Annotated in this window: 13 protein-coding genes; 11 read left to right on the plus strand and 2 right to left on the minus strand. The window is 63.0% G+C overall.

The genetic code is table 11. The features are described from left to right. The first annotated feature begins 66 nt into the window (after positions 1 to 66). From BLQ01_RS02465 to BLQ01_RS02480, 4 genes are all read left to right on the plus strand, one after another. Positions 67 to 2124 carry an acyltransferase family protein gene (locus BLQ01_RS02465; RefSeq protein WP_254779218.1) on the plus strand — a complete coding sequence of 686 codons (2058 nt, stop codon included), beginning with the start codon at positions 67 to 69 and terminating at the stop codon, positions 2122 to 2124. Beyond that, a complete protein-coding gene (locus BLQ01_RS02470) occupies positions 2121 to 4199 on the plus strand; it encodes an acyltransferase family protein (protein WP_091549990.1) in 2079 nt (692 codons plus the stop codon). Before BLQ01_RS02465 ends, BLQ01_RS02470 begins: the two co-directional genes overlap by 4 nt. A 200-nt stretch (positions 4200 to 4399) precedes the next feature. Then, positions 4400 to 5911, plus strand: coding sequence for an IMP dehydrogenase (gene guaB / locus BLQ01_RS02475; RefSeq protein WP_026539869.1), 1512 nt, complete (start codon positions 4400 to 4402; stop codon positions 5909 to 5911). 88 nt (positions 5912 to 5999) lie between these two features. Then, positions 6000 to 7898: an ABC transporter ATP-binding protein gene (locus BLQ01_RS02480; RefSeq protein ID WP_091549992.1), complete on the plus strand. Its 1899-nt coding sequence runs from the start codon at positions 6000 to 6002 to the stop codon at positions 7896 to 7898. Here BLQ01_RS02480 and BLQ01_RS02485 read toward each other — a convergent pair. Continuing rightward, positions 7895 to 8545 carry a hypothetical protein gene (locus BLQ01_RS02485; RefSeq protein ID WP_139183430.1) on the minus strand — a complete coding sequence of 217 codons (651 nt, stop codon included), beginning with the start codon at positions 8543 to 8545 and terminating at the stop codon, positions 7895 to 7897. The two genes, BLQ01_RS02480 and BLQ01_RS02485, sit on opposite strands and share 4 nt — an antisense overlap. 182 nt (positions 8546 to 8727) lie before the next feature. Between BLQ01_RS02485 and BLQ01_RS02490 the strand changes: the two genes are divergently transcribed. From BLQ01_RS02490 to BLQ01_RS02520, 7 genes are all read left to right on the plus strand, one after another. After that, entirely contained in the window at positions 8728 to 9864 is a 1137-nt protein-coding gene (locus BLQ01_RS02490) for a GuaB3 family IMP dehydrogenase-related protein (RefSeq protein WP_026539871.1), read from the plus strand. A 167-nt stretch (positions 9865 to 10031) separates the two neighbouring features. Continuing rightward, positions 10032 to 11786, plus strand: coding sequence for a glycerol-3-phosphate dehydrogenase/oxidase (locus BLQ01_RS02495; RefSeq protein WP_091549996.1), 1755 nt, complete (start codon positions 10032 to 10034; stop codon positions 11784 to 11786). Positions 11787 to 11834: 48 nt separating this feature from the next. Continuing rightward, positions 11835 to 12323: a PTS sugar transporter subunit IIA gene (locus BLQ01_RS02500; RefSeq protein ID WP_026539873.1), complete on the plus strand. Its 489-nt coding sequence runs from the start codon at positions 11835 to 11837 to the stop codon at positions 12321 to 12323. A gap of 238 nt (positions 12324 to 12561) precedes the next feature. Then, the gene (locus BLQ01_RS02505) at positions 12562 to 13461 is read left to right on the plus strand and encodes an SURF1 family protein (protein ID WP_091549998.1); all 900 of its coding nucleotides are present in this window, start codon (positions 12562 to 12564) and stop codon (positions 13459 to 13461) included. Continuing rightward, on the plus strand, positions 13458 to 13958 hold the full coding sequence (locus BLQ01_RS02510; RefSeq protein ID WP_017200326.1) for a DUF3817 domain-containing protein: 501 nt from the start codon (positions 13458 to 13460) through the stop codon (positions 13956 to 13958). The genes BLQ01_RS02505 and BLQ01_RS02510 overlap by 4 nt, the downstream gene beginning before the upstream one ends. Positions 13959 to 14077: 119 nt before the next feature. Next, a complete protein-coding gene (gene guaA / locus BLQ01_RS02515) occupies positions 14078 to 15667 on the plus strand; it encodes a glutamine-hydrolyzing GMP synthase (RefSeq protein ID WP_026539875.1) in 1590 nt (529 codons plus the stop codon). 165 nt (positions 15668 to 15832) lie between these two features. After that, positions 15833 to 19996, plus strand: a complete 4164-nt coding sequence (locus tag BLQ01_RS02520) for an ATP-binding protein (protein ID WP_091550347.1) — start codon at positions 15833 to 15835, stop codon at positions 19994 to 19996. A 26-nt stretch (positions 19997 to 20022) separates the two neighbouring features. Here the strand turns inward: BLQ01_RS02520 and BLQ01_RS02525 are convergent, their stop codons facing one another. Beyond that, entirely contained in the window at positions 20023 to 20829 is an 807-nt protein-coding gene (locus tag BLQ01_RS02525; RefSeq protein ID WP_091549999.1) for a Flp pilus assembly protein CpaB, read from the minus strand. Positions 20830 to 20842 lie beyond the last annotated feature (13 nt).

Here is a 20842-nt window from a genome sequence, read left to right on the forward strand (position 1 = left end):
GGGCCGCCAACCCGCGTATGATTGATGCTTTGTGCCACAGCTTTTGAGGAACTGCCTAACGTGACTATGCCAACGCTCCCAGCACCTGCCCGCGCCGGCAGGCGGCCTTCCGGACCCGTTGCAAAGTCGAAATTCCGCCCTGAGATCCAAGGTCTGAGGTCGCTCGCCGTCCTGATGGTGGTCAGTTATCACATCTGGATCGGCCGGGTTTCCGGAGGCGTGGATGTCTTCCTCCTGATCTCTGCCTTCCTCATGACGCTGCAGTTCACCGGCCGTTTTAAACAGGGCCGCCCCATGGATCTTGTGCGGCACTGGCTGCACCTGTTCCGGCGGCTGCTTCCCGCCGTCGTGGTGGTACTCCTTGCTACGCTGGCGGCGACGTTCGCCTTCCTTCCGCCCACACGCTGGGTGGAGGTGGTCCACCAGGCGTGGGCATCGCTGTTCTATTTCGAGAACTGGCTCCTTCAGGGCCTGGCCGTCAACTACTACGCAACCGACCACAGCCTGGCCAGCCCGCTGCAGCACTTCTGGTCCCTTTCCATCCAGGGCCAGGTGTTCATTCTGTGGCCTGTCATTTTTGCCACCGTCGCAGTTCTTTGCCGCCGGTTCAGCCTCAGGTACAGGGCCACCCTCGCCTACGCTTTTGCGGTCATCTTTGCTCTTTCCTTGACGTACTCCGTCATCTTCACGGCCACCAACCAGGCAGTGGCGTACTTCGATACCTTTGCGCGCCTCTGGGAGTTCGCCCTGGGCACGTTGCTGGCGCTGGTTCTCCCGGGTTTGAACTTCGCCAAGCCAGTGCGCGTGGTCATGGGATGGATTGGCGTCGCGGCCATGCTCAGCTGCGGTGTCCTGCTTCAGGTGCAGACGGCATTTCCCGGGTTCGTTGCGCTGTGGCCTACGCTGGCCGCGGTTGCCGTGATTGCTGCGGGCCAGAGCGGGAGCCGTTTGGGCGTGGACAGGATCCTCAGTTCAAAGTTCCTGGTCCGGCTCGGTGACAATTCCTACGCCCTGTACCTGTGGCACTGGCCCATCCTGGTGATCGCCCTGGCCTGGAGTGGCAAGGACCATGCCGGCTGGCTCTCGGGAACAGTGATCATTGCTTTGTCCCTGGTCCTGGCGTTCCTGACCACCAAGTACGTGGAGAAGCCGTTCCGGGAATGGAAATGGCCTGAGGTCAAGCGCCGCCGTTCGGTCATCGCGATTGCAGCGTGCCTGGCCGTGGCGTGCGCACCACTGCTGGGGTTCCAATACAAGCAGGACCTGGACCTCAAAGCCGCCCAGGCGCAGGCATTCAATGACAACCCCGGCGCCCACGCGCTGGTTCCCGGTTATGTGGACCTGGTCAGCGATGGCGCCAAGACACTGCCCACCGCTGAGCAGCTTCCGGAAGACTGGGCAACGTTGTCCGGCCCGTGCGAGGGCGATGCCAAGCCCGGGGACAAGCAATTGCAGGACAAGTGCCAGCAGAACGATGTGGGGGAGGACGCTGACCGGGAGATCCTGGTGTTGGGCGACTCCCATTCCCAGCAGTGGCTTGCTGCCCTTGCTCCGCTGGCGGAGGCGGAGCACTGGAAAGTGACTGCGCTGTTGGTGGGCGGATGCCACTTCATGCCGGAGAACCCGGACGCCGACGCCGGTTGCAATGACTTCAATGCTGCCGCTTTCCGGTACGCGGCGGAAAAGTCTCCGGACACAGTTTTCATGGTGGGAACCATGGCGTCCCCGTCCTCGCCGGATGAGCAGTTGATCTACGGCTTTGACCAGACCGTGACCAACTTCAACGATTTGGGCATTGAGGTGGTGGCCATCCGCGACAACCCCCGTTACGACTACAACGTCACCGAGTGTGCCTTGTCCAAGGGCGTGGACAGTGCCGACTGCAAGTCCGACCAGCCAGAGGTCCTTGCCGCTGAAAGCCCCTTCGCGGCAGTGCAGGGAACATTCGGCAACGCGGCCTTCCTGGACATGACCGACCTCCTCTGCGACGGCATCACTTGCCCCAGCGTGGTGGGAAACGTGTTCGTGTATCTGGACGACAACCACCTGTCCAGGACATACGTCACCAGCATGGCTGAAATGTTTGAGGAAAGGTGGTTTGCCGCTACGGGGTGGCAGCGATGATGGACACGCCTGCAGCGGCGGCACCCGCCGGGAAGAAACGCACGACGCCGAAACCCGGCTTCCGTCCGGAAGTCCAGGGCCTGCGCGCCCTGGCTGTGGTGATGGTTGCGGCGTACCACATCTGGCTTGGCCGCGTCTCGGGTGGAGTGGACGTATTCCTGCTCATCTCGGCCTTCCTGCTCACCCTGTCCTTTACGCGCAAACTCGAGAACGGGAAGCCATTGAGGCTCCTGCAGCATTGGCTGCACGTCTTCAAGCGGCTGCTGCCCGCCGTCGTCGTGGTTTTGTTGGGAGTCCTGACCGCCACGTGGGCCTTCATTCCGCAAAGCCGCTGGCCGGATGTCCTTGCCGAGGCGTGGGCTTCGCTGCTGTACCGGCAGAACTGGCAGCTGGCTGACACAGCCGTTGACTACTACGCACAGGACCATTCAGGGGCGAGTCCGCTCCAGCACTTCTGGTCCCTGTCCGTCCAAGGACAGGTCTTTATCCTGTGGCCGCTGGTCTTCGCCGGTGTTGCGTTGCTGCAGCCGCAGCTGGCCAGGCTATTCCCCGCCCGGAAGGCCGTTGCCCATAGAACCCTCCTCTTTTGGGTGTTCGGGGTCATCTTCGCGGCGTCCCTGGTGTTCTCCATCGAGGAAACCACCAACAACCAGGCGGTAGCGTACTTTGATACCCGTGCCCGCCTGTGGGAATTCGCCCTTGGTTCCATGCTTGCCCTTGCTCTTCCCTACCTCAAGCCCGGACGACGACTCCGCGTTTTCCTTGGCTGGGCAGGAATCACAGCGATGCTGGCCTGCGGGCTGGTCCTTACCGTTGACCGTTCATTCCCTGGTTTCATTGCTCTTTGGCCTACCCTGGCCGCAGCAGCGGTGATCATTGCCGGACAGAGCGGGAGCCGTTTCGGCGTGGACCGGATCCTCAGCTCACGTCCGCTGGTTGTGGTGGGGGACAACTCCTATGCCCTTTACCTGTGGCACTGGCCGGTCCTGGTGTTCTTCCTGCTGGTTTCCGGCACCACGTCGCCGAACCTCCTTCAGGGGTTGGGGATCATGGCCGCGTCCATGGTGCTGGCCCTCGCGACCACCAAGTACGTGGAAGTTCCCCTGCGCCGCTGGGAGTGGCCTGACGTCCGGTCCTGGCGTGCCGCCGTCGTCATTGCCGCCTGCGGTGCGTTGCTGGCGCTGCCCGTCACCGCCTGGCAGGGGGCCATCGCCTCCGAAAGTGCCGCGATCGCCGGCCAGCCCAAGGAACTGACCCCAGGCGCGGCCGCGCTGTCTCCGGAGTTCGTCGGCGAACCCACCCAGGAAGCGATGATCATCCCGGCGCCGGCTGCGATGAAGGACGAATGGGCTGACATTGACGGGCTGTGCACGGGGGACAACGTCCCCTCGGATCCCTTGCTGGAGGGGTGCCTGCAAAACGACGAACCCGAGGAAGTTACCAAGGAAATCGTGGTGCTTGGCGACTCGCACGCCCAGCAGTACATGGCTGCGCTGGGGCCGATCGCCAAACAGCACGGATGGGAGGTAGTGACGCTGTTGAAGGGCAGTTGCCGCTTTGGCGCGGAATCTCCCGAACGGACCGCTGAATGCAACGAGTTCAACAAGGCGAGTGCTGCCTACGTCATGGAACACCGGCCCGATGCTGTGTTCACTGTGGCCTCGCTGACCCATGCCACGGCACCTTTCGAGACTGAAGTCCCTGGCTACCTAGAAGGGATCCAACCCTTCACCGATGCCGGAATTGACGTTGTGGGCGTCCGCGACAACCCCCGGTTCAGCATCAACATGCCCGAGTGCGTGCAGAAGAAGGGCCCGGATTCCCCTGACTGCAATGCCCCGCTTGAGGAGTCCCTGGCCGCGTCCTCGCCCCTGGACGACTACGTGGGCAAAGTGGACCGGCTCCACCTGATGGATATGAGCGACTTCATCTGCGAGCAAGGCACCTGCCCGGCAGTGGTGGGCAATGTCTACGTCTACAAAGATGACAACCATCTGACCAAAACCTACGTGCAAAGCATGATCCCCATGTTCGAGCAGCGGCTCCTGGCTGCCACGGGGTGGTCCGGCAGCTAAGTCCAGTGCCGTTGCTCACACTGGGCCTTCGCGGAATATGGCGATCGGCGCGAAGGTTCTAGTATTTATCCAATACCTTCTGCACACGCAATTTCCGCACAGGTACCTTATGCACAGGCCAGTCCCGTAATGACGGGCTGGTCATCAGTTGCAACCCCTACCAGTTAAGCCCCCGGAACCCAGGTAAGAGGCGCACACTCATGACCCAGCCCGAACACGATCCCTTTGGCTTTGTTGGCCTGACGTACGACGACGTTCTGTTGCTCCCGGGCCACACCGACGTCATTCCGTCCGACGCCGACACCTCCTCCCGGATCTCCAAGCGAATTTCCGTCCAGACGCCGCTGCTGTCCGCAGCGATGGACACGGTGACCGAGTCCCGCATGGCCATCGCCATGGCACGCCAGGGCGGTTTGGGCGTGGTTCACCGCAACCTGTCCATCGATGACCAGGCCGAGCACGTGGACCGCGTCAAGCGCAGCGAATCGGGGATGATCACCAACCCGTTGACCATCGGCCCGCAGGCTACGTTGCAGGAATTGGATGAACTCTGCTCCCGCTACCGTGTTTCGGGCCTCCCCGTGGTGGACACTGACGGGCGCCTGCTGGGCATCGTGACCAACCGCGACACCCGCTTCATTCCGGAATCGGAATTCCCGCTCCGCAGCGTCAGCGACGCCATGACCAAGATGCCCCTCATCACCGGGCACGTGGGCATCAGCCGTGAGGAAGCATCGCACAAGCTGGCCACCAACAAGATCGAAAAGCTCCCCCTGGTTGATGAGCAGGGCCGCCTGAAGGGCCTCATCACCACCAAGGACTTCACCAAGGCGGAGCAGTATCCGCTGGCCACCAAGGACGACGAAGGCCGCCTCCGCGTGGGCGCAGCAATCGGCTTCTTCGGCGACGGCTGGGAGCGCGCCATGAAGCTGATCGACGCCGGCGTGGATGCGCTGTTCGTTGACACGGCCAACGGCCACTCACAAGGCGTGCTGGACATGATCCGCCGGCTGAAGTCCGATCCGATTGCTGCCCACGTGGACATCATCGGCGGACAGGCCGCCACCCGTGAGGGTGCCCAGGCACTTATCGACGCCGGTGCCGACGGCATCAAGGTGGGCGTGGGCCCGGGCTCCATCTGCACCACCCGCGTGGTGGCCGGAGTTGGTGTCCCGCAGATCACCGCGATCTACGAGTCCGCCAAGGCTGCGATCCCTGCCGGCGTTCCGCTGATCGCCGACGGCGGCCTCCAGTACTCGGGCGACATCGGCAAGGCGCTGGTTGCCGGCGCCGACACCGTCATGCTGGGATCCCTCCTGGCCGGCTGTGAAGAGTCCCCGGGCGAACTCATCTTCGTCAACGGCAAGCAGTTCAAGAGCTACCGCGGCATGGGCTCCCTGGGCGCCATGCAGTCCCGCGGCAAGAACACGTCCTACTCCAAGGACCGCTACTTCCAGGCCGACGTCTCCGGTGACGACAAGCTCATCCCGGAGGGCATCGAAGGCCGTGTGGCTTTCCGTGGCCCGTTGGCTTCGGTGGCTTACCAGCTGGTGGGCGGACTCCGCCAGACAATGTTCTACACCGGTGCCCCCACCATTCCCGAGCTCAAGGCCCGCGGCAAGTTCGTCCGCATCACCCCGGCCGGCCTGAAGGAATCGCACCCGCACGACATCCAAATGACGGTGGAAGCCCCCAACTACGGCTCCCGCTAAACAGATACTGTTCCCCGCGGAATTTCCGCGGGGAACAGTTGTTTAACCCAGAAGCATCAATGTCGGCGCACGGGAATAGGCTGGGCACATGTCAGAGAAGCCCGCGCAACCGCGGCACCCGGAGTCACTTCGGGTGACCCCTGTCCAACCCGGCAAGCCGCCGCCGCGCAAGCTGGCGTTGCGGCCGTACGCACGCGCCGTCGGGCAGGTCCTGAAGGTGAGCTTCAAAGCCTCCCCGGTGGCGGTCATCATGAAAGTCCTCGGTTCGGTCATTTCGGCCACCCTGCCGCTGGTGACCACCTACTTCGCCGCGTTGACCACTACCGCCCTGGCGGCCGGTTACGCGGGGGATCCCGACGCCGGTCCGCAGGCAATCCTGTACGTCATCATCACCGCTGCGCTGGGGTTGTTCTGGGGTGCCTTCAGCAGCGTGGACCGCTACATCCAGCAGCTCATGAGCTTCAAAGTTGGCGCGATCGTGGGCGACATGATGTACCAGCGATTCCTGGCCCTAGAATTCTGGCGCTATGACGACAAAGAGACGGTGGACCTCTACGACCGTGCCAAGCGGTTCTCCGACTCCTATGCCCGCGTCCTGGACCGGATAGCGGCCATCTTCACCCAGCTCGTCTCGGTGATCCTCGCCATCGGTGCGTTGTTGTTGGTGAGCTGGTGGATCGCCGTGATCGTCCTGGTCGCGATCGTTCCCAGCGTCTACCTCCAGTTCAAGCTCTCCCGTGAACAGATCGCCCACTGGAACACCCAGGTTGATTCCCGGCGCCAACGGCGGATGATCGAGCAGAACCTCCTGCGGCCCCAGCACATCGCCGAGATGCGGCTGTACGGCATCGTTGGATATCTGATGGACCTTCGCTCCCGGTTGAGGGACGCCGATGAGCGCAGGCGCCTGGACTTCCAAAAACGGTACATTCCCAAACAGCTCGCGGCCGATGCCCTCCAATATGGTGCCGAGGTAGTGTCGCTGATCTGGGTGGTCGGGCAGATCATCGCCCGGGCCCAGCCCGTTGGCCAGTTCCTGTATGTCCAACAGATCGTCAGCCGCGCACTGTCCACGGCCAACAACCTGGTGTCCTCGCTCAGCTCCATTGACGAAGATCTGGCCAACCTCAAGGACTACGAGTTGTTCATGGCCTTGCCGGTACCCAGCGGGCACGAACCACCGCTTGCATCCTCGCCCTCCATCGTGGAAATGCGGGGCATCCGGTTCAGTTACACGGGCAGTGAGATCGAGGTCATCAAGGGCATTTCGATGACCATCAGGGCGGGCCAGCACATCGCAATCGTGGGGGAGAACGGCGCCGGCAAGTCCACGCTGATCCGGATCCTGGCCGGTTTGTACAAGCCTGATTCCGGTCAGGTCCTGTTGGACGGCAAGGACCTGGCCGGGATTGATGTGACCAGTTGGCACCGGCACCTGGCGGTCCTGAGCCAGGAATTCCTGAAGTACGAATTCGCCACCGCGGCCGAAAACATCTACCTCGGGGACGTGGACCTGCCCCGCGATGACCTTCGTATCCGCAGGGCCGCTTCAGACGCCGAGGCCATGGAATTCATCAACAAACTGCCCAATGGACTGGAGAACAACGTCAGCAACTGGATGGAGGATCCACGCGGGCGCAAGGGAAGCGGGCTCTCAGGCGGACAATGGCAGCGGCTGGCAATGGCCCGCAACTTCTATCGTGACGCCTCGTTCATGGTGATGGATGAGCCCACCTCTGCCATTGATGCCCTGGCCGAACACCGGATCTTCACAAGGCTTTTTGCTGACCGCAGCAGCACCATCATTGCCATCAGCCACCGCCTCGCCACCATTGAAAAGGCGGACATCGTCTACATGCTCGAAGACGGGCGCATCGCCGAGCAGGGCACCCACAAGGAACTGGTTGCGCTTCGTGGCCGGTATTTCCGGATGTTCGAATCCCAGCTATCAGTGGATGAGACCAGCCGGACGGCTCCTGAGACCTAGAGCGGTCCGTATCCTGCATCGCCGTAGGGATCACGCCACGTAGCGAGGTCCTGCTCCAGCAGCGCCCGGAAATGGGGATCGGCTGCAGCTTTGCGGCGAAGCGACTCCCTCGAACGGCCCACGATGGTCGCCGGGACGATGATCGCCGCCACGAGGAGGCCCACCACGAAGGTAAGAACCATAGCCAGCGTCAGCAGCGCGGCAGGATCCTGCCATGTGGACGGTTTGGCTGTGAAGGCGAACAGTCCGATGAAGACGACCAGGACGAACCCTGCGAATGACAACGCGCCGCGCAAGTTCCCGGGCCCACGATTGACGATCAACCGGCCAGTTCGCGGCAACCGGTCGCGCACCCGTGCATAAAAGACGGAGCAAAGTACGGTGATTGCCGCTCCGGGGAGGCCAAAGGAAGGAACCGGCACCAGCGTGCCCAATCGGATGGCGAGGATGACACCCAGGAGGATGAGGACTGCCCCCATGCCAATTCCGGCGGCCCAAGCGCCCATGTAGGAACCTCTCGCATCAGCGATCTCCCGAAGCCGGGAGCGCGCACCGGCAGGGGTTATTGCGGCGAGTTCGGTCGATAGCCAATAGTCCAGGGGCCGGGCGGCCTGGGGGAGAGGCGCTGGGCCTGTCTGATAGCTCACGCGGGATACTGCTCCCGGGCTGCGCGGAGTTTTCCGGTCGGCAATCCCGGCGGCTCAATGCCGGCTCGGTAGAATCCAGGCGTCATGGGTCCCCCTTCAATGATGTGCTGGGCACACTTTATGAAGTTTTTACTTTATTTGCCGAATCGGGGTTCCGGGAGGGGTCCAGTAAAGTAAGAGCCGTGACTTATGAGATAGAGATTGGCCGAGGCAAGCGTGGGCGTCGTGCCTACTCCCTGGATGACATCGCAATCGTCCCGAACCGCCGTACGCGTGACCCGAAGGACGTCTCTGTCTCCTGGCAGATCGACGCCTACAAGTTTGACACCCCAGTGATCGCTGCTCCCATGGACTCCGTGATGTCCCCGGACACGGCAATCGCTTTCGGCCGCCTCGGCGGCCTTGGCGTCCTGGACCTGGAAGGCCTGTGGACCCGCTACGAGGACCCGCAGAAGGTGCTCGACGAGATCGCCGGCCTTGCCGACGAAACCAGCAGCCCCGCCGTTACCCGCCGCATGCAGGACCTTTACAAGGCACCCGTCCAGCCGGAACTCATCAGTTCCCGCCTGGCCGAAATCCGTGCCGCCGGCGTCACTGTAGCCGGCTCCCTGACCCCGCAGCGCACCCAGGAACACTACAAGACCGTGGTGGCTGCCGGCGTCGACATCTTCGTTATCCGTGGAACCACGGTTTCAGCTGAGCATGTCTCGAAGAATCACGAACCCCTGAACCTCAAGCAGTTCATCTACGAACTCGACGTCCCCGTGATCGTTGGCGGTGCGGCCGGCTACACCCCGGCGCTGCACCTCATGCGCACCGGCGCGGCCGGAGTCCTGGTGGGCTTCGGCGGCGGCGCTACCACCACCACCCGCCGGGCCCTGGGCATCCATTCGCCCATGGCATCTGCCATCTCCGACGTCGCTGCGGCCCGCCGCGACTACATGGACGAGTCCGGCGGCCGTTACGTCCACGTCATTGCCGACGGCGGCATGGGAAGCTCCGGTGACATCGTCAAGGCCATCGCCATGGGGGCCGACGCCGTCATGCTCGGCAGTGCCCTTGCACGTGCGGAAGAAGCACCCGGCCGCGGCTGGCACTGGGGTCCGGAAGCGCACCACCTCGAATCCCCCCGCGGTGACCGCGTCAACGTCGGAACCGTCGGTCCGTTGGAAGAGGTCCTGTTCGGCCCCGGCCACCACACCGATGGCACGTCCAACCTGATCGGTGCGCTGCGCCGTTCCATGGCAACCACCGGCTACTCGGACCTCAAGGAGTTCCAGAGGGTCGACGTCGTTGTCTCGCCTTACGCGGGCAACTGATAACCAAGCGCTGAAAGCCCCTGTTGACTGCCGATTCCGGTCGGAGCCAACAGGGGCTTTCTTGGTTGTCCGGGATTCTGCCTTCCGGACCGGCATTGCCCTGCCCAAGGCGGCGGGCAGCAAGTAGGGTAGGGGATTACCAGCTGTTGCGTTTGAGGAGGGGTCCGATGAGCAATGCCGCAGGCGGTCCACAGGCGGGTTCTCCGGGAGCGCTGAGCCCGGAATCCCGTGCCGCGTCGATCGAAGTCCTGAAATCCACTGCCGAGGCCGGCAAGGAGCTGGACATCCTCATCGTTGGTGGAGGCGTGGTGGGAGCCGGGGCTGCCCTGGATGCCGTCACACGTGGGCTTACCGTGGGTATCGTGGAGGCCAGGGACTGGGCGTCAGGTACTTCCTCCCGGTCTTCCAAGCTCATCCACGGAGGCCTCCGATACCTTGAAATGCTTGATTTCGGCCTGGTCCAGGAAGCCCTCCAGGAAAGGGGACTGCTGATTCAGCAGATCGCACCCCACCTGGTGCGCCCAGTGCCCTTCCTATACCCGCTGACGAGAAGGTTCTGGGAGCGTCCCTACGTCGGTGCGGGCATCATGCTTTACGACACCCTGGGGCTGACGTCCGGGCACAGCCGCGGGGTTCCCATGCACAAGCACCTCTTCAAGCGCGGAACCCTGCGCGCTGCCCCCAGTTTGAAGGACGACGCGTTCGTGGGTTCCATCCGCTACTACGACGCACAGGTGGACGATGCCCGCCTGGTAGTGAACGTGGTCCGGACCGCGGCCCACTACGGAGCCCATGCCGCCAACCGGCTGCGCGTGGTGGACTTCCTTCGCGAGGGCGAACGAGTAGTGGGGGCCAGGCTCGAGAACCAGGAAGACGGCAGCGTTTTTGACGTCAGGGCAAAGCAAGTGGTCAACGCCACCGGAGTCTGGACCGATGAAACACAGGCCATGGTCACCGACCGGGGCCAACTCAAAGTCCGTGCCTCCAAGGGCATCCACCTGGTGGTGCCCCGCGACCGTTTCCAATCCACGGTTGGCTTGATCCTGCGCACGGAGAAATCCGTTCTCTTCGTTATCCCATGGGGCCGCCACTGGATCATTGGCACCACGGATACGGACTGGAAACTGGACAAGGCCCATCCGGCGGCCTCCAGCAAGGACATCGACTACGTCCTGGAGCATGTCAACAAAGTCCTCAAGCGCCCGTTGACCCGTGAAGACGTTGAAGGGGTCTACGCCGGCCTGCGGCCATTGCTTGCCGGGGAGAACGACTCCACTGCCAAACTCTCGCGTGAGCACGTGGTTGCCCATCCCGTGCCCGGGCTCGTGGTGGTGGCCGGCGGCAAGTACACCACCTACCGCATCATGGCCAAAGACGCAGTGGACGAGGCAACAAGGGCCATGGACGAGCGGGTTCCCCCGAGCTGCACGGACACCATCCCCTTGCTGGGAGCGGAAGGCTTCAAAGCCGCCTGGAACCGGCGGGGGCGTTCGGCCGAGGAAGCCGGTGTCCACGTTGCCCGGGTTGAACACCTGCTGAACCGGTACGGATCCATGACGCCGGAGGTACTTGAACTGATCTCCGCACGCCCTGAACTGGGAGAGCCCCTGCCCGGTGCCGATGACTACCTCGCCGCCGAGGTCGTCTACGCAACAACGCACGAGGGCGCCCGTCATGTCCACGACGTTTTGACGCGACGAACACGGATCTCGATCGAATCGTGGGACCGGGGTGTGGCAGCGGTCCCTGTAGTAGCTAAGCTGATGGGAGAAATCCTTGGCTGGAGCGAGAATCAGCGCGAAAGCGAAATCAAGCACTACCTGGCACGCGTGGACGCTGAACGGCTCAGCCAGCAGCAACCCGACGACGAATCGGCCGATGCCGCGCGCATGGGAGTGGATGACATCGTGCCCCTTCGCTGACCAGCTCAGGAAAATGGGGCCGGAAGGCCACACTGGAGGGAACACGACTTGGCAGAACCACTTGACCGGTATGACGCGGAACTGACCACCCCGGACACCGTCATCCTTGAACTCGTCGCAGAGGACAAGATCGACGCCGCTGCCCAGCTGGCCCATAAGCTCCACGCTGCCGGCAGGATCACCAACCTCGAAGGCTTCCTGGAACAGGTGCACTCACGCGAGCACCAACTGGCCACAGGACTTCCCGGCGGAATCGGGCTTCCGCATGCCCGAAGCGAATTCGTGGACAGGATCTCCATCGCAGTGGGTGTGACCAAGTTCGGCCACGCCCTGGACTTCGGGGCAACTGACGGTCCGGCGACGTTGATCCTCCTTATCGCCACCCCTGCCAGTTCTTTCTCCGACCACTTGGAAGTTCTGGCCACGTTGGCGCGATCCTTGTCCAAGGAATCCTTCCGCGAGTCACTCCGGCGTGCCCATGATCCCGAGGTCATCTCCGAGCTCATCAACTCCAGCCTGGTGTTCTTCGACCACTAGAGATTGGGGCAGGCCCTTTCGTGTCGACTCCGTCGCCACGCAGGGACCCGGCTGCCCCACTCTAGGGCAGGCCCTTTCGTGTCGACTCCGTCGCCACGCAGGGACCCGGCTGCCCCACTCTAGGGCAGGCCCTTTCGTGTCGACTCCGTCGCCACGAAAGGACCCGGCTGCCCCACTCTAGGGCAGGCTGACCTACCTCGTTTCGTTGTTCTACAGCCGGACGAAGTACGGTTAAGGGGTGTTGAAAACCGCGTTGAAACCCCGCTGGATCGCAGGACTGGTCTTTGCGCTTCTGCTGTCCGGGGTGTTTGTGCTGCTCAGCCAGTGGCAGCTCAGCCGGTCCGCCCAGCACGAGCCCCCGGCGCCGTCCAGTGTTGAAGAAGTCAAACCGCTGGTGGACGTCCTAAAACCCGGGCAGTTCTTTCCCGGTTCCGTTTCGGACCAGATGGTCACGGCTACGGGAACCTACGATCCCGCCAAACAGGTTCTTGTGGAGGGTCGCCTTTACAACAACCAAAAGGGCTTCTGGATCGTCTCGGCCTTCGCCGTCAACAACGCTCCGGCCCTGAGCGGTGTTGCGGCCTCACCCCAAACGTGGATTCCTGTGGCCCGCGGCTGGGTAGCCGACGCCGCCCAAGCCGGCCCGCCGCCGTCGGGCATCATCACGGTGACCGGCCGCCTCATTCCCTCTGAAGCTCCCGTTCCAAACGTCGACGCCGGTCCAGGCCGTGCGTCAGCAGTCTCTTCCGCCGAGCTCATCAACATCTGGGAAGTGTCCAGCTACCCGGGGTTCGTCGCAGCGACGTCGGAAGTGTCGGGCGGAGTCACCCTGCCGCTCGGCGACGACGTAAAGGCCCTCAACATCCCGCCTCAGCCGCCTGCGGAGAAGGTCAACTGGTTGAACCTTTTCTACGCCGTGGAATGGGTTGTCTTCGCTGGGTTCTCCCTCTTCATCTGGTGGCGCCTGGTCAAGGACGACTACCGTCGCGACCTCGAAGAGGACGAGGACTACGAGGATGAAGAAGGCGGAGACGGCGACGGCCACGAAGACGACGAACGCGTCTCCTATCCCTCGGAGCGTCCCGGGGCCACCACAGAACCTACAAGCCCAGAGCCAGAACAAAAGGTGCAGCAATGATTGAGCCAAAACCGGCCATCCAGCCCGAACAATCCGGACCCAAGCCCAAGAAGCGGCGGTTTGGCGGAACGGAAGCCCAGATCCGTTCGGCGCTGAAGTTCTACAAAGTCATGGCCTACCTCACCGGTGCCATGCTGCTCCTGCTGTGCGCCGAACTCATCGCCCGTTACGGGTTTGGAGTTTCGCTGTTCGCAGGCGGCACCAACGCCGTGACGGGTCAGCCCTTTGGTTTTGGCTTCGCCGAATCCGAGCCCAAGGGAGTGATTGGCGGATTCAACATCTCCACCTCGGTGTTGATCGTGCACGGTTGGATGTACGTGGTCTACCTGGTCTCCAACTTCCGCTTGTGGTCGCTCATGCGCTGGCCGTTCTCCAAGATGGTCCTGCTGGCCCTGGGCGGTGTGATTCCGTTGCTGTCCTTCATTGTGGAGAAGAAGTTCCACGCCCAGGTGGAAGCTGAACTGGCCGCCAACCCCCAGGCATCCAAGCGGTACTAGGACACCGCCGGCCCCACGCGCAGCAATGCATGTGAGATGCCTTACGGCAAGGGGCGTTTTGGCCCCTTGCAGGCTTCGCGGACGTGCACCGGGACGGCCCGGCAAAGTAGTCTTGTCTGGTGACTACTCCCACCGCACCCCAAACTTCCCAGAAGCCGGTGCTGGTTGTTGACTACGGTGCCCAGTACGCGCAGCTGATTGCCCGCCGCGTCCGCGAAGCGAATGTGTATTCGGAAATTGTTCCGCATACCTTCACCACCGAGCAGCTTCTGGCCAAGAACCCGGCAGCCATCATCCTTTCCGGAGGGCCCTCAAGCGTCTACGCAGAGGGTGCCCCGTTCGTGGGTGCTGACCTCTTCGAGGCCGGCGTTCCCGTGTTTGGCATCTGCTACGGATTCCAGGCCATGGCCAATGCCCTGGGTGGCAAGGTAGCCCAGACCGGTTTGCGGGAGTACGGTGCCACCGAAGCCCTGCTGGTAGGTGACGCACGCTCCATCCTCGATGGCGTCCCGGCGTCCCAGAACACCTGGATGAGCCACGGCGACTCTGTTCACGAGGCCCCCGAGGGCTTCGAGGTCCTGGCTACTACGGCCGGAGCTCCGGTAGCTGCCTTCGCCAATGACGAGAAGCGCCTTTACGGTGTGCAGTGGCACCCGGAAGTGAAGCACTCTGTCCTTGGCCAGCATGTTCTGGAGAACTTCCTGTTCAAGGGGGCCGGCCTGAGCCCCAACTGGACCACCGGCAACATCCTCGAAGAGCAGGTGGACCGGATCCGCGAGCAGATCGGGGACTCCAAAGTTATCTGTGGCCTCTCCGGTGGCGTCGACTCCGCTGTAGCTGCGGCTTTGGTCCAGCGCGCCGTTGGCGACCAGCTGACCTGTGTCTTCGTTGACCACGGCCTCCTGCGTGAAGGCGAAGCCGAGCAAGTCGAGCGCGACTTCGTGGCTGCCACGGGCGTCAACCTCTACGTCGCCAATGAGCAGGAGCGCTTCCAGTCGGCTTTGGCCGGCGTCAGCGACCCCGAAACCAAGCGCAAGATCATTGGCCGGGAGTTCATTCGTGCTTTTGAAGAAGCGGAGCGGGCCATCATCGCCCAGGCTGCTGCCGAAGGCGAGAAGATCAAGTTCCTGGTTCAGGGAACACTGTACCCGGACGTCGTCGAATCAGGCGGCGGCGAAGGTGCTGCGAACATCAAGAGCCACCACAACGTGGGTGGGCTTCCTGAGGATTTGCAGTTCGAGCTCGTCGAGCCGCTGCGGGCCTTGTTCAAGGATGAAGTGCGCGCTGTTGGTGCCCAGCTTGGTCTGCCGCAGGAAATCGTCGGACGCCAGCCGTTCCCGGGCCCGGGCCTTGGAATCCGTATCGTAGGCGAAGTAACCAAGGAACGCCTGGACCTGCTGCGCAAGGCCGATGCCATTGCCCGCGCCGAACTCACGGCCGCAGGGTTGGATAACGACGTCTGGCAGATGCCGGTTGTCCTCCTGGCCGATGTCCGCAGTGTTGGTGTCCAGGGTGATGGCCGTACGTATGGCCACCCGATCGTGCTGCGACCGGTGTCCTCCGAGGATGCCATGACGGCGGACTGGTCGCGGTTGCCTTATGACCTCCTCGCCCGGATCTCCAACCGCATCACCAACGAAGTTGATGGAGTGAACCGCGTGGTGCTGGACGTCACCAGCAAGCCACCGGGAACCATCGAGTGGGAATAGCATTCTAAAGTGGCCGGCTTCCTTTGGAGGCCGGCCATTTTGCTTGGACCCCCGTAGTGCCGTGGTCCCCGCAATTTGGCAGGCACCTGTGAAATGACGGCCAATTTCGCGTCGGAACAGCGTTGCGGTCCGGACTGCCAAGGTATTCCCGCTACCCTCGAAGGTATGCCGGTATGGTCCAAGGCGTCTAAAGCTAGTACAGAAAAGAAGGCAGAAGTTGTGTCACTAGGTCAAGGCCAGGAAGAGGGTTCCGAAGAGCTCCGTAAATGGCTGTCTGGTCTTAAGCCCGTCACCGGGGCGGACACGATGCTGCGTTTCGTCAAGACGCCGGAGGGCGCCATCGATCTCAGCAACGCGCACCCCTCGGGGTTGGCGCAGTTGCTGGCAGGTCGAAGGACGCGCCTGTCCACCTTGATCCGGGACAGGCAGCAGTACTTGGTGGCAGCCCGCGCCGCCCGCAATATCAGGTCCAAGATCTTCGAGCTGAGCAACGATCGCGGTATTGAGGCCGGTTATTTGTCGGCAGGGACCGTAGTGTGGACCTCTGCTGTTGGTGGAAAGCCCCAACGCGTTTCCGCACCCGTCATGCTCGCTTCGATCATCCTGACCATCAGGCCGGGCGAAGACGACTTCGAGCTTCAGCTCACCGAGCAGGCACGGATGAATCCTGCCTTGGTCCGCCACCTGAAATCGGTCCATGGCATCGTCTTCGACGTCAACGCAGTGGCCCGCATGGCCTATAACACCGCGCGTTTCGATCCCCAGCCGGTGCTGGACCGGCTGGCAACACTCGTCCAGCCGATTCACGGTGCCGAGGTGGAGTTCAACTTGCTGGTCACCACCCTGGCTGACCTGTCGGGCAACCTCGATGATCCATGGATCAACATGAACAATCCCACCGTTGCGGCGCTTGCTGTTGCAGCCAACGGTGGTGACATTGAGCCTGAGCCGATCAAAGCCGGCCGGTTCCCCAGCCTCGATCTTCGTGATCCGGCGGATGAACTCCTGCTGTTGGACGCCGACACGGACCAGCAGTACGTTGTGGATGCCGTCCGCGCCGGGGATTCCCTGGTTGTCAGCACCCCGCCGGGCAGCGGGCAGACCCAAACCGCCATCAATGCGATCGGTGCGCTGGTCAGCGAGGGTAAATCCGTGCTGGTGGTAGGTGACAGGCAGTCCAGCCTGGCAGGACTCTCCGCGCATCTGGAATCGCTCGGCCTTGACTCCATGCTGTTCCGCCCCGGCAACGGGACCACTCCGCAGCAGCTCAAGGGCCAATTGGTCCGGGCCATCATGCGCAACGAAAAAGCGCTTGAACCCCAGCTGGGCAATCTGCACCAGACGTTGACCGGGCACCGCCACGCCTTGATGGACCATGTGGCCTCGCTGCACAACGTCCGTGAACGGTGGGGGTGCTCTCCCTACCAGGCCATGCAGTCACTGGCAGAGCTGACATCCATCCACCCCGCGCCTTCCACCACTGTCCGCCTCAAGCGCAGCGTCCTGGACAACATCAAGGACCGGGAGGAACTGGCAGGCCGCCTGCGCCGGGCAGCGGAGCTCGGCAGCTTCAGCCGGGCGTCCACTTCCAGCCCTTGGTACGGCGCACGCCTGGTCACGCGCAAGGAGACCGAAGAAGCCCAACAACTCGCGCGCCTGGCAGAGGAGAAGCTTCCTGTCCTGCGGGACAGGATGAAGCAGGTTTCCGACCACGCTGAAATCCGGCTGGGCGATACTTTCACCGAATGGGGTGCACAGCTCGAACTGCTCATCGCCGTCCGGGAGAGCCTGGATAAGTTCACCCCCGATATCTTCGACCGGCCGGTACATGACCTTATTTCCGCGACCGCCAGCTCCGCCTGGCGCCGGGAGCGGAACCTGGAGATGCCCTCCATGCAGCGGTCCCGCCTGCGCCGGGTAGCGAAGGAATACGTGCGGCCCGGCGTGCACATCGCCGATCTGCACAGTTCCCTTGTCCTGGTTCAGGAGCAGAGGGCCCTGTGGGCAGGCTATGCAACCACTCAGCGCCACCCCGCAGTGCCTTCCGGGCTCGCTGACCTGGGTGTCCTTTACCGGGAACTTGACGATGTCCTGCACCGCCTCGGTGCCTCGCTCAAGCACACCAGCGCCGGTGGCTCCCTGCACGGGACCCCGTATCTGGAACTCATGGAGCGGTTGGAACGGCTTGTTGCAGACACGGCAACACTGGAGACCCTTCCCGAACGGACCCTCCTCATCGAGGAAATGCGCGAGCACGGACTCGGTGAATTGTTGTCCGACCTGGCTGCCCGCGAAGTTCCTGCCGCTTCCGTGGCCGCCGAACTGGACCTGGCCTGGTGGCAGTCCGCTTTGGAAGCCATGATCAGCGGGGACGACTACCTGGCTATGTCCGACGGCGATTCCCTGCGTCGCCTTGAAGCCGAATACCGGCTTGCAGACCAGGCGCACATCGCCAGCGGTGCCGCCCGCCTCCGGTGGCAGTTGGCGCAGAAATGGCGCCAGGGGCTCCAAGAGCATCCAAGGCAGGCGGAGTTGCTGCGTGCCCTGCTGAAGGACGGCCGGGTCACGTTGCCTGCGCTCAGTGCCCAGGCGCCGGACCTGGTGCCGCTGCTTGTGCCTGTGTGGTCGGTCAGCCCCTACCTCCTGACCGGTGTTCTTCCCGCCGAGCAAAAGTTTGACGCCGTGGTGGTGATTGACGCCGAATCCACCTCGCTGCAGGCTGTCCTTCCGGCCATTGCCAGGGCCAAGCAAGTGGTGGCCTTCGGTGATGCGAAGATTGCCCATGCACGGACCTTCAGCGTTGCCGTGGAGCCGCCGGTTGCCGGCGTTGCAAGCCACGAGAACGTCGACAGCGCCTTCAAAGCACTGGCAAGGGTCCTGCCAACCTGGCAGCTGAACTGGGTGTACCGGGCAGTGGACGAGGACCTGATCCTTCAGCTGAGCAAAAACTATTACGACGGGGGCCTGCGCCGCCTGCCCGACGGGAACTCCGTCACAGGGCTGGACCGCTCCATCCTGGTGGAGTACATTCCCGACGGCACTGGCCTTCCCGGGGCTGACCACGAGGGCGTCGAATCCGTGACAGCAGAGGTCAACCGCGTGGTGGACCTTGTGTTCGAACATGCCAGGCTGCGGCCCCGCACGTCGTTGGCGGTTGTGACGGCCAGCCTGCGCCATGCTGCCCGCATCGGCGAGGCGATCAGGCTGCAACTGCCCAACCATCCGTTGCTGTCCACCTTCTTTGGCGCCGGCCCCGAGTCTTTCCGTGTGGTGGACCTGGAGCGTGCCCAAGGCCTGGTGAGGGACCACGTGATCTTCTCCCTCGGATACGGGCGCACCCCGCACGGCCGGGCACTGCACTCTTTCGGGCCGCTGTCCGCTGAAGGTGGCCGTAACCGGTTCGCCTTGGCCATGACCCGTGCAAGGCGTTCGATGCATGTCCTGAGCTGCTTCCGTCCCGAGGACCTTGACCTTGACCGGCTGGCTCACGGCGCCGTGGACTTCTACGAGCTGCTGGACAGGGAGCTTTCGGGAAACAGCAATCTTGGTACCCCCGCTTCCCGTGCTGTTGCCAGTGAGCAGGCTCTTGGCGAAGATCCTTTGGTGGCTGACCTTGGAGAACGACTGAGGGCCCGCGGTGCCCGTGTATGGCATCTCTATGATGGCGTGCTGGACATTGCTGCTGCCGCTGATCCCGTTCATACGATTGGCCGGGAGGGAGCGGAAATCCCCACACCCGTTGCCATCGAATCCGATGGAACCGAGCGCTATCGCCGGATGAGTGTCCGCGAACGCAGCCGGCTGCGTCCGCAACTGCTGGAGCGCATGGGGTGGCGGTACATGTCCCTGTGGACCATCGAGGTCTTTACGGACCCTTCATCCTGCGCGGATCGCATCGGATCTTACCTTGGGCTGGAGAACCACATTCCGCGGTCGACGTCGCCGGAGCATGGCTTCCTGGACATGGACGTTGAACAATTGAGTGCGGACAAAGGGCAGCCCACATTTGCTCCGAGTCCGGCACGGGAGGACCAGGTTCAGCCTGGCGAAGCTGCCGGAAACGAAGACAGCTACGCAGACAACGGGAAAGAAGCAGTACTGATGGAACAAGCAACCGGTCCCGAAGACGAGGTTGGGGTCGAATCTGCCGAACCGGCCGCCGATGCCGATGATGAGGCTTCGGAGGCCAGGAGTGCGGCAGCCAAGCCCGGCGTGAGTGGCATTCTTCCCACCAAAGCCGCGGAAGATGATCCCCGCCGATGGGGAGACGAGTCCGGCTACGACCATGAGCAGTGGTTGAAGGAACAAAAGCCTCCGCACTGGGGCTGATCTTCCGCCACCATGTGGATCGCCCGTCACGGGGTGACCAGAACAAAGAAAAGCTTGCCTTGCGTAGATGCGCCGGCAAGCTTTTCTGCTTGTTGGGGATCCGCGGCTACCACCACAAGTCCTTCGGTGTCGTTGGTGCCCAACCATTCGCCGGCTTTGCCGCCGTGTGCTGAGGTCCAGAGCACAGGTACCGGACCTGCCAGTACCTGGGTTTGCCGTGATTCGTCGTAGGAACCGGACGATGTCAGGACCACGGTGACCAACTGGCCGGGGGAGAGCAGCTGGATGGAGGACGGGTCGGCCATCCGCAGGGGAACGGCCGCCGTGCCCACCGGTGATCCGGTGAGGAGCCCGGGGCCCAGAAGGCTGGATTCCGTGGGAATCTGACCCCGGTTCAAAGGTGCAGCCAACTGGCGGCCAACAAGGGCCCCGCCATCCGAGATCGCCCCGGTGAGGGCGAAGTCACGGGGTATGCCCATGGTGGTGAAGTCAGACTCAGCGAGAGTAGCTCCCGTTGGGAGGTCGCGGGCGGCCACCAAAACGCTGACCTGCAGCTCCGGGGCCGGGGTCAGTTGTTGGACTGCGATGCCGGCGGCCAAGCACAGCAGGAGGGCAACGGTGAGGCGCCTGTTCCGGGCAATCCACGAGCCAATCCTTCGCCGCCTGCCCCGAGGGGTGGAATGATCCGGCGGGCGATGGAACCTCGTGGGCATGTTACGGCCCGGAGATTGGTGCCCAGGATTCGCGGAGGGAACCGGGCGCGAAGGACCGGTGGTTGCTGACGCTGATCGACGGGCGCGGGCAAGGAGGGCGCTTCGAGACTGTTGTGGCATGACGCCACGCTAG

Origin of the sequence: Arthrobacter sp. UNCCL28 (genome assembly GCF_900102805.1) — a bacterium.
Taxonomy (GTDB): Bacteria; Actinomycetota; Actinomycetes; order Actinomycetales; family Micrococcaceae; genus Arthrobacter; species Arthrobacter nicotinovorans_A.

Coding starts and splice junctions, on each gene's coding strand:
- BLQ01_RS02510 (WP_017200326.1), top strand. CDS start 13,458: ATGATTGAGCCAAAACCGGCCATCCAGCCCGAACAATCCGGACCCAAG.
- BLQ01_RS02465 (WP_254779218.1), top strand. CDS start 67: ATGCCAACGCTCCCAGCACCTGCCCGCGCCGGCAGGCGGCCTTCCGGA.
- guaB (WP_026539869.1), top strand. CDS start 4,400: ATGACCCAGCCCGAACACGATCCCTTTGGCTTTGTTGGCCTGACGTAC.
- BLQ01_RS02495 (WP_091549996.1), top strand. CDS start 10,032: ATGAGCAATGCCGCAGGCGGTCCACAGGCGGGTTCTCCGGGAGCGCTG.
- BLQ01_RS02480 (WP_091549992.1), top strand. CDS start 6,000: ATGTCAGAGAAGCCCGCGCAACCGCGGCACCCGGAGTCACTTCGGGTG.
- BLQ01_RS02520 (WP_091550347.1), top strand. CDS start 15,833: ATGCCGGTATGGTCCAAGGCGTCTAAAGCTAGTACAGAAAAGAAGGCA.
- BLQ01_RS02470 (WP_091549990.1), top strand. CDS start 2,121: ATGATGGACACGCCTGCAGCGGCGGCACCCGCCGGGAAGAAACGCACG.
- BLQ01_RS02525 (WP_091549999.1), bottom strand. CDS start 20,829: ATGCCACAACAGTCTCGAAGCGCCCTCCTTGCCCGCGCCCGTCGATCA.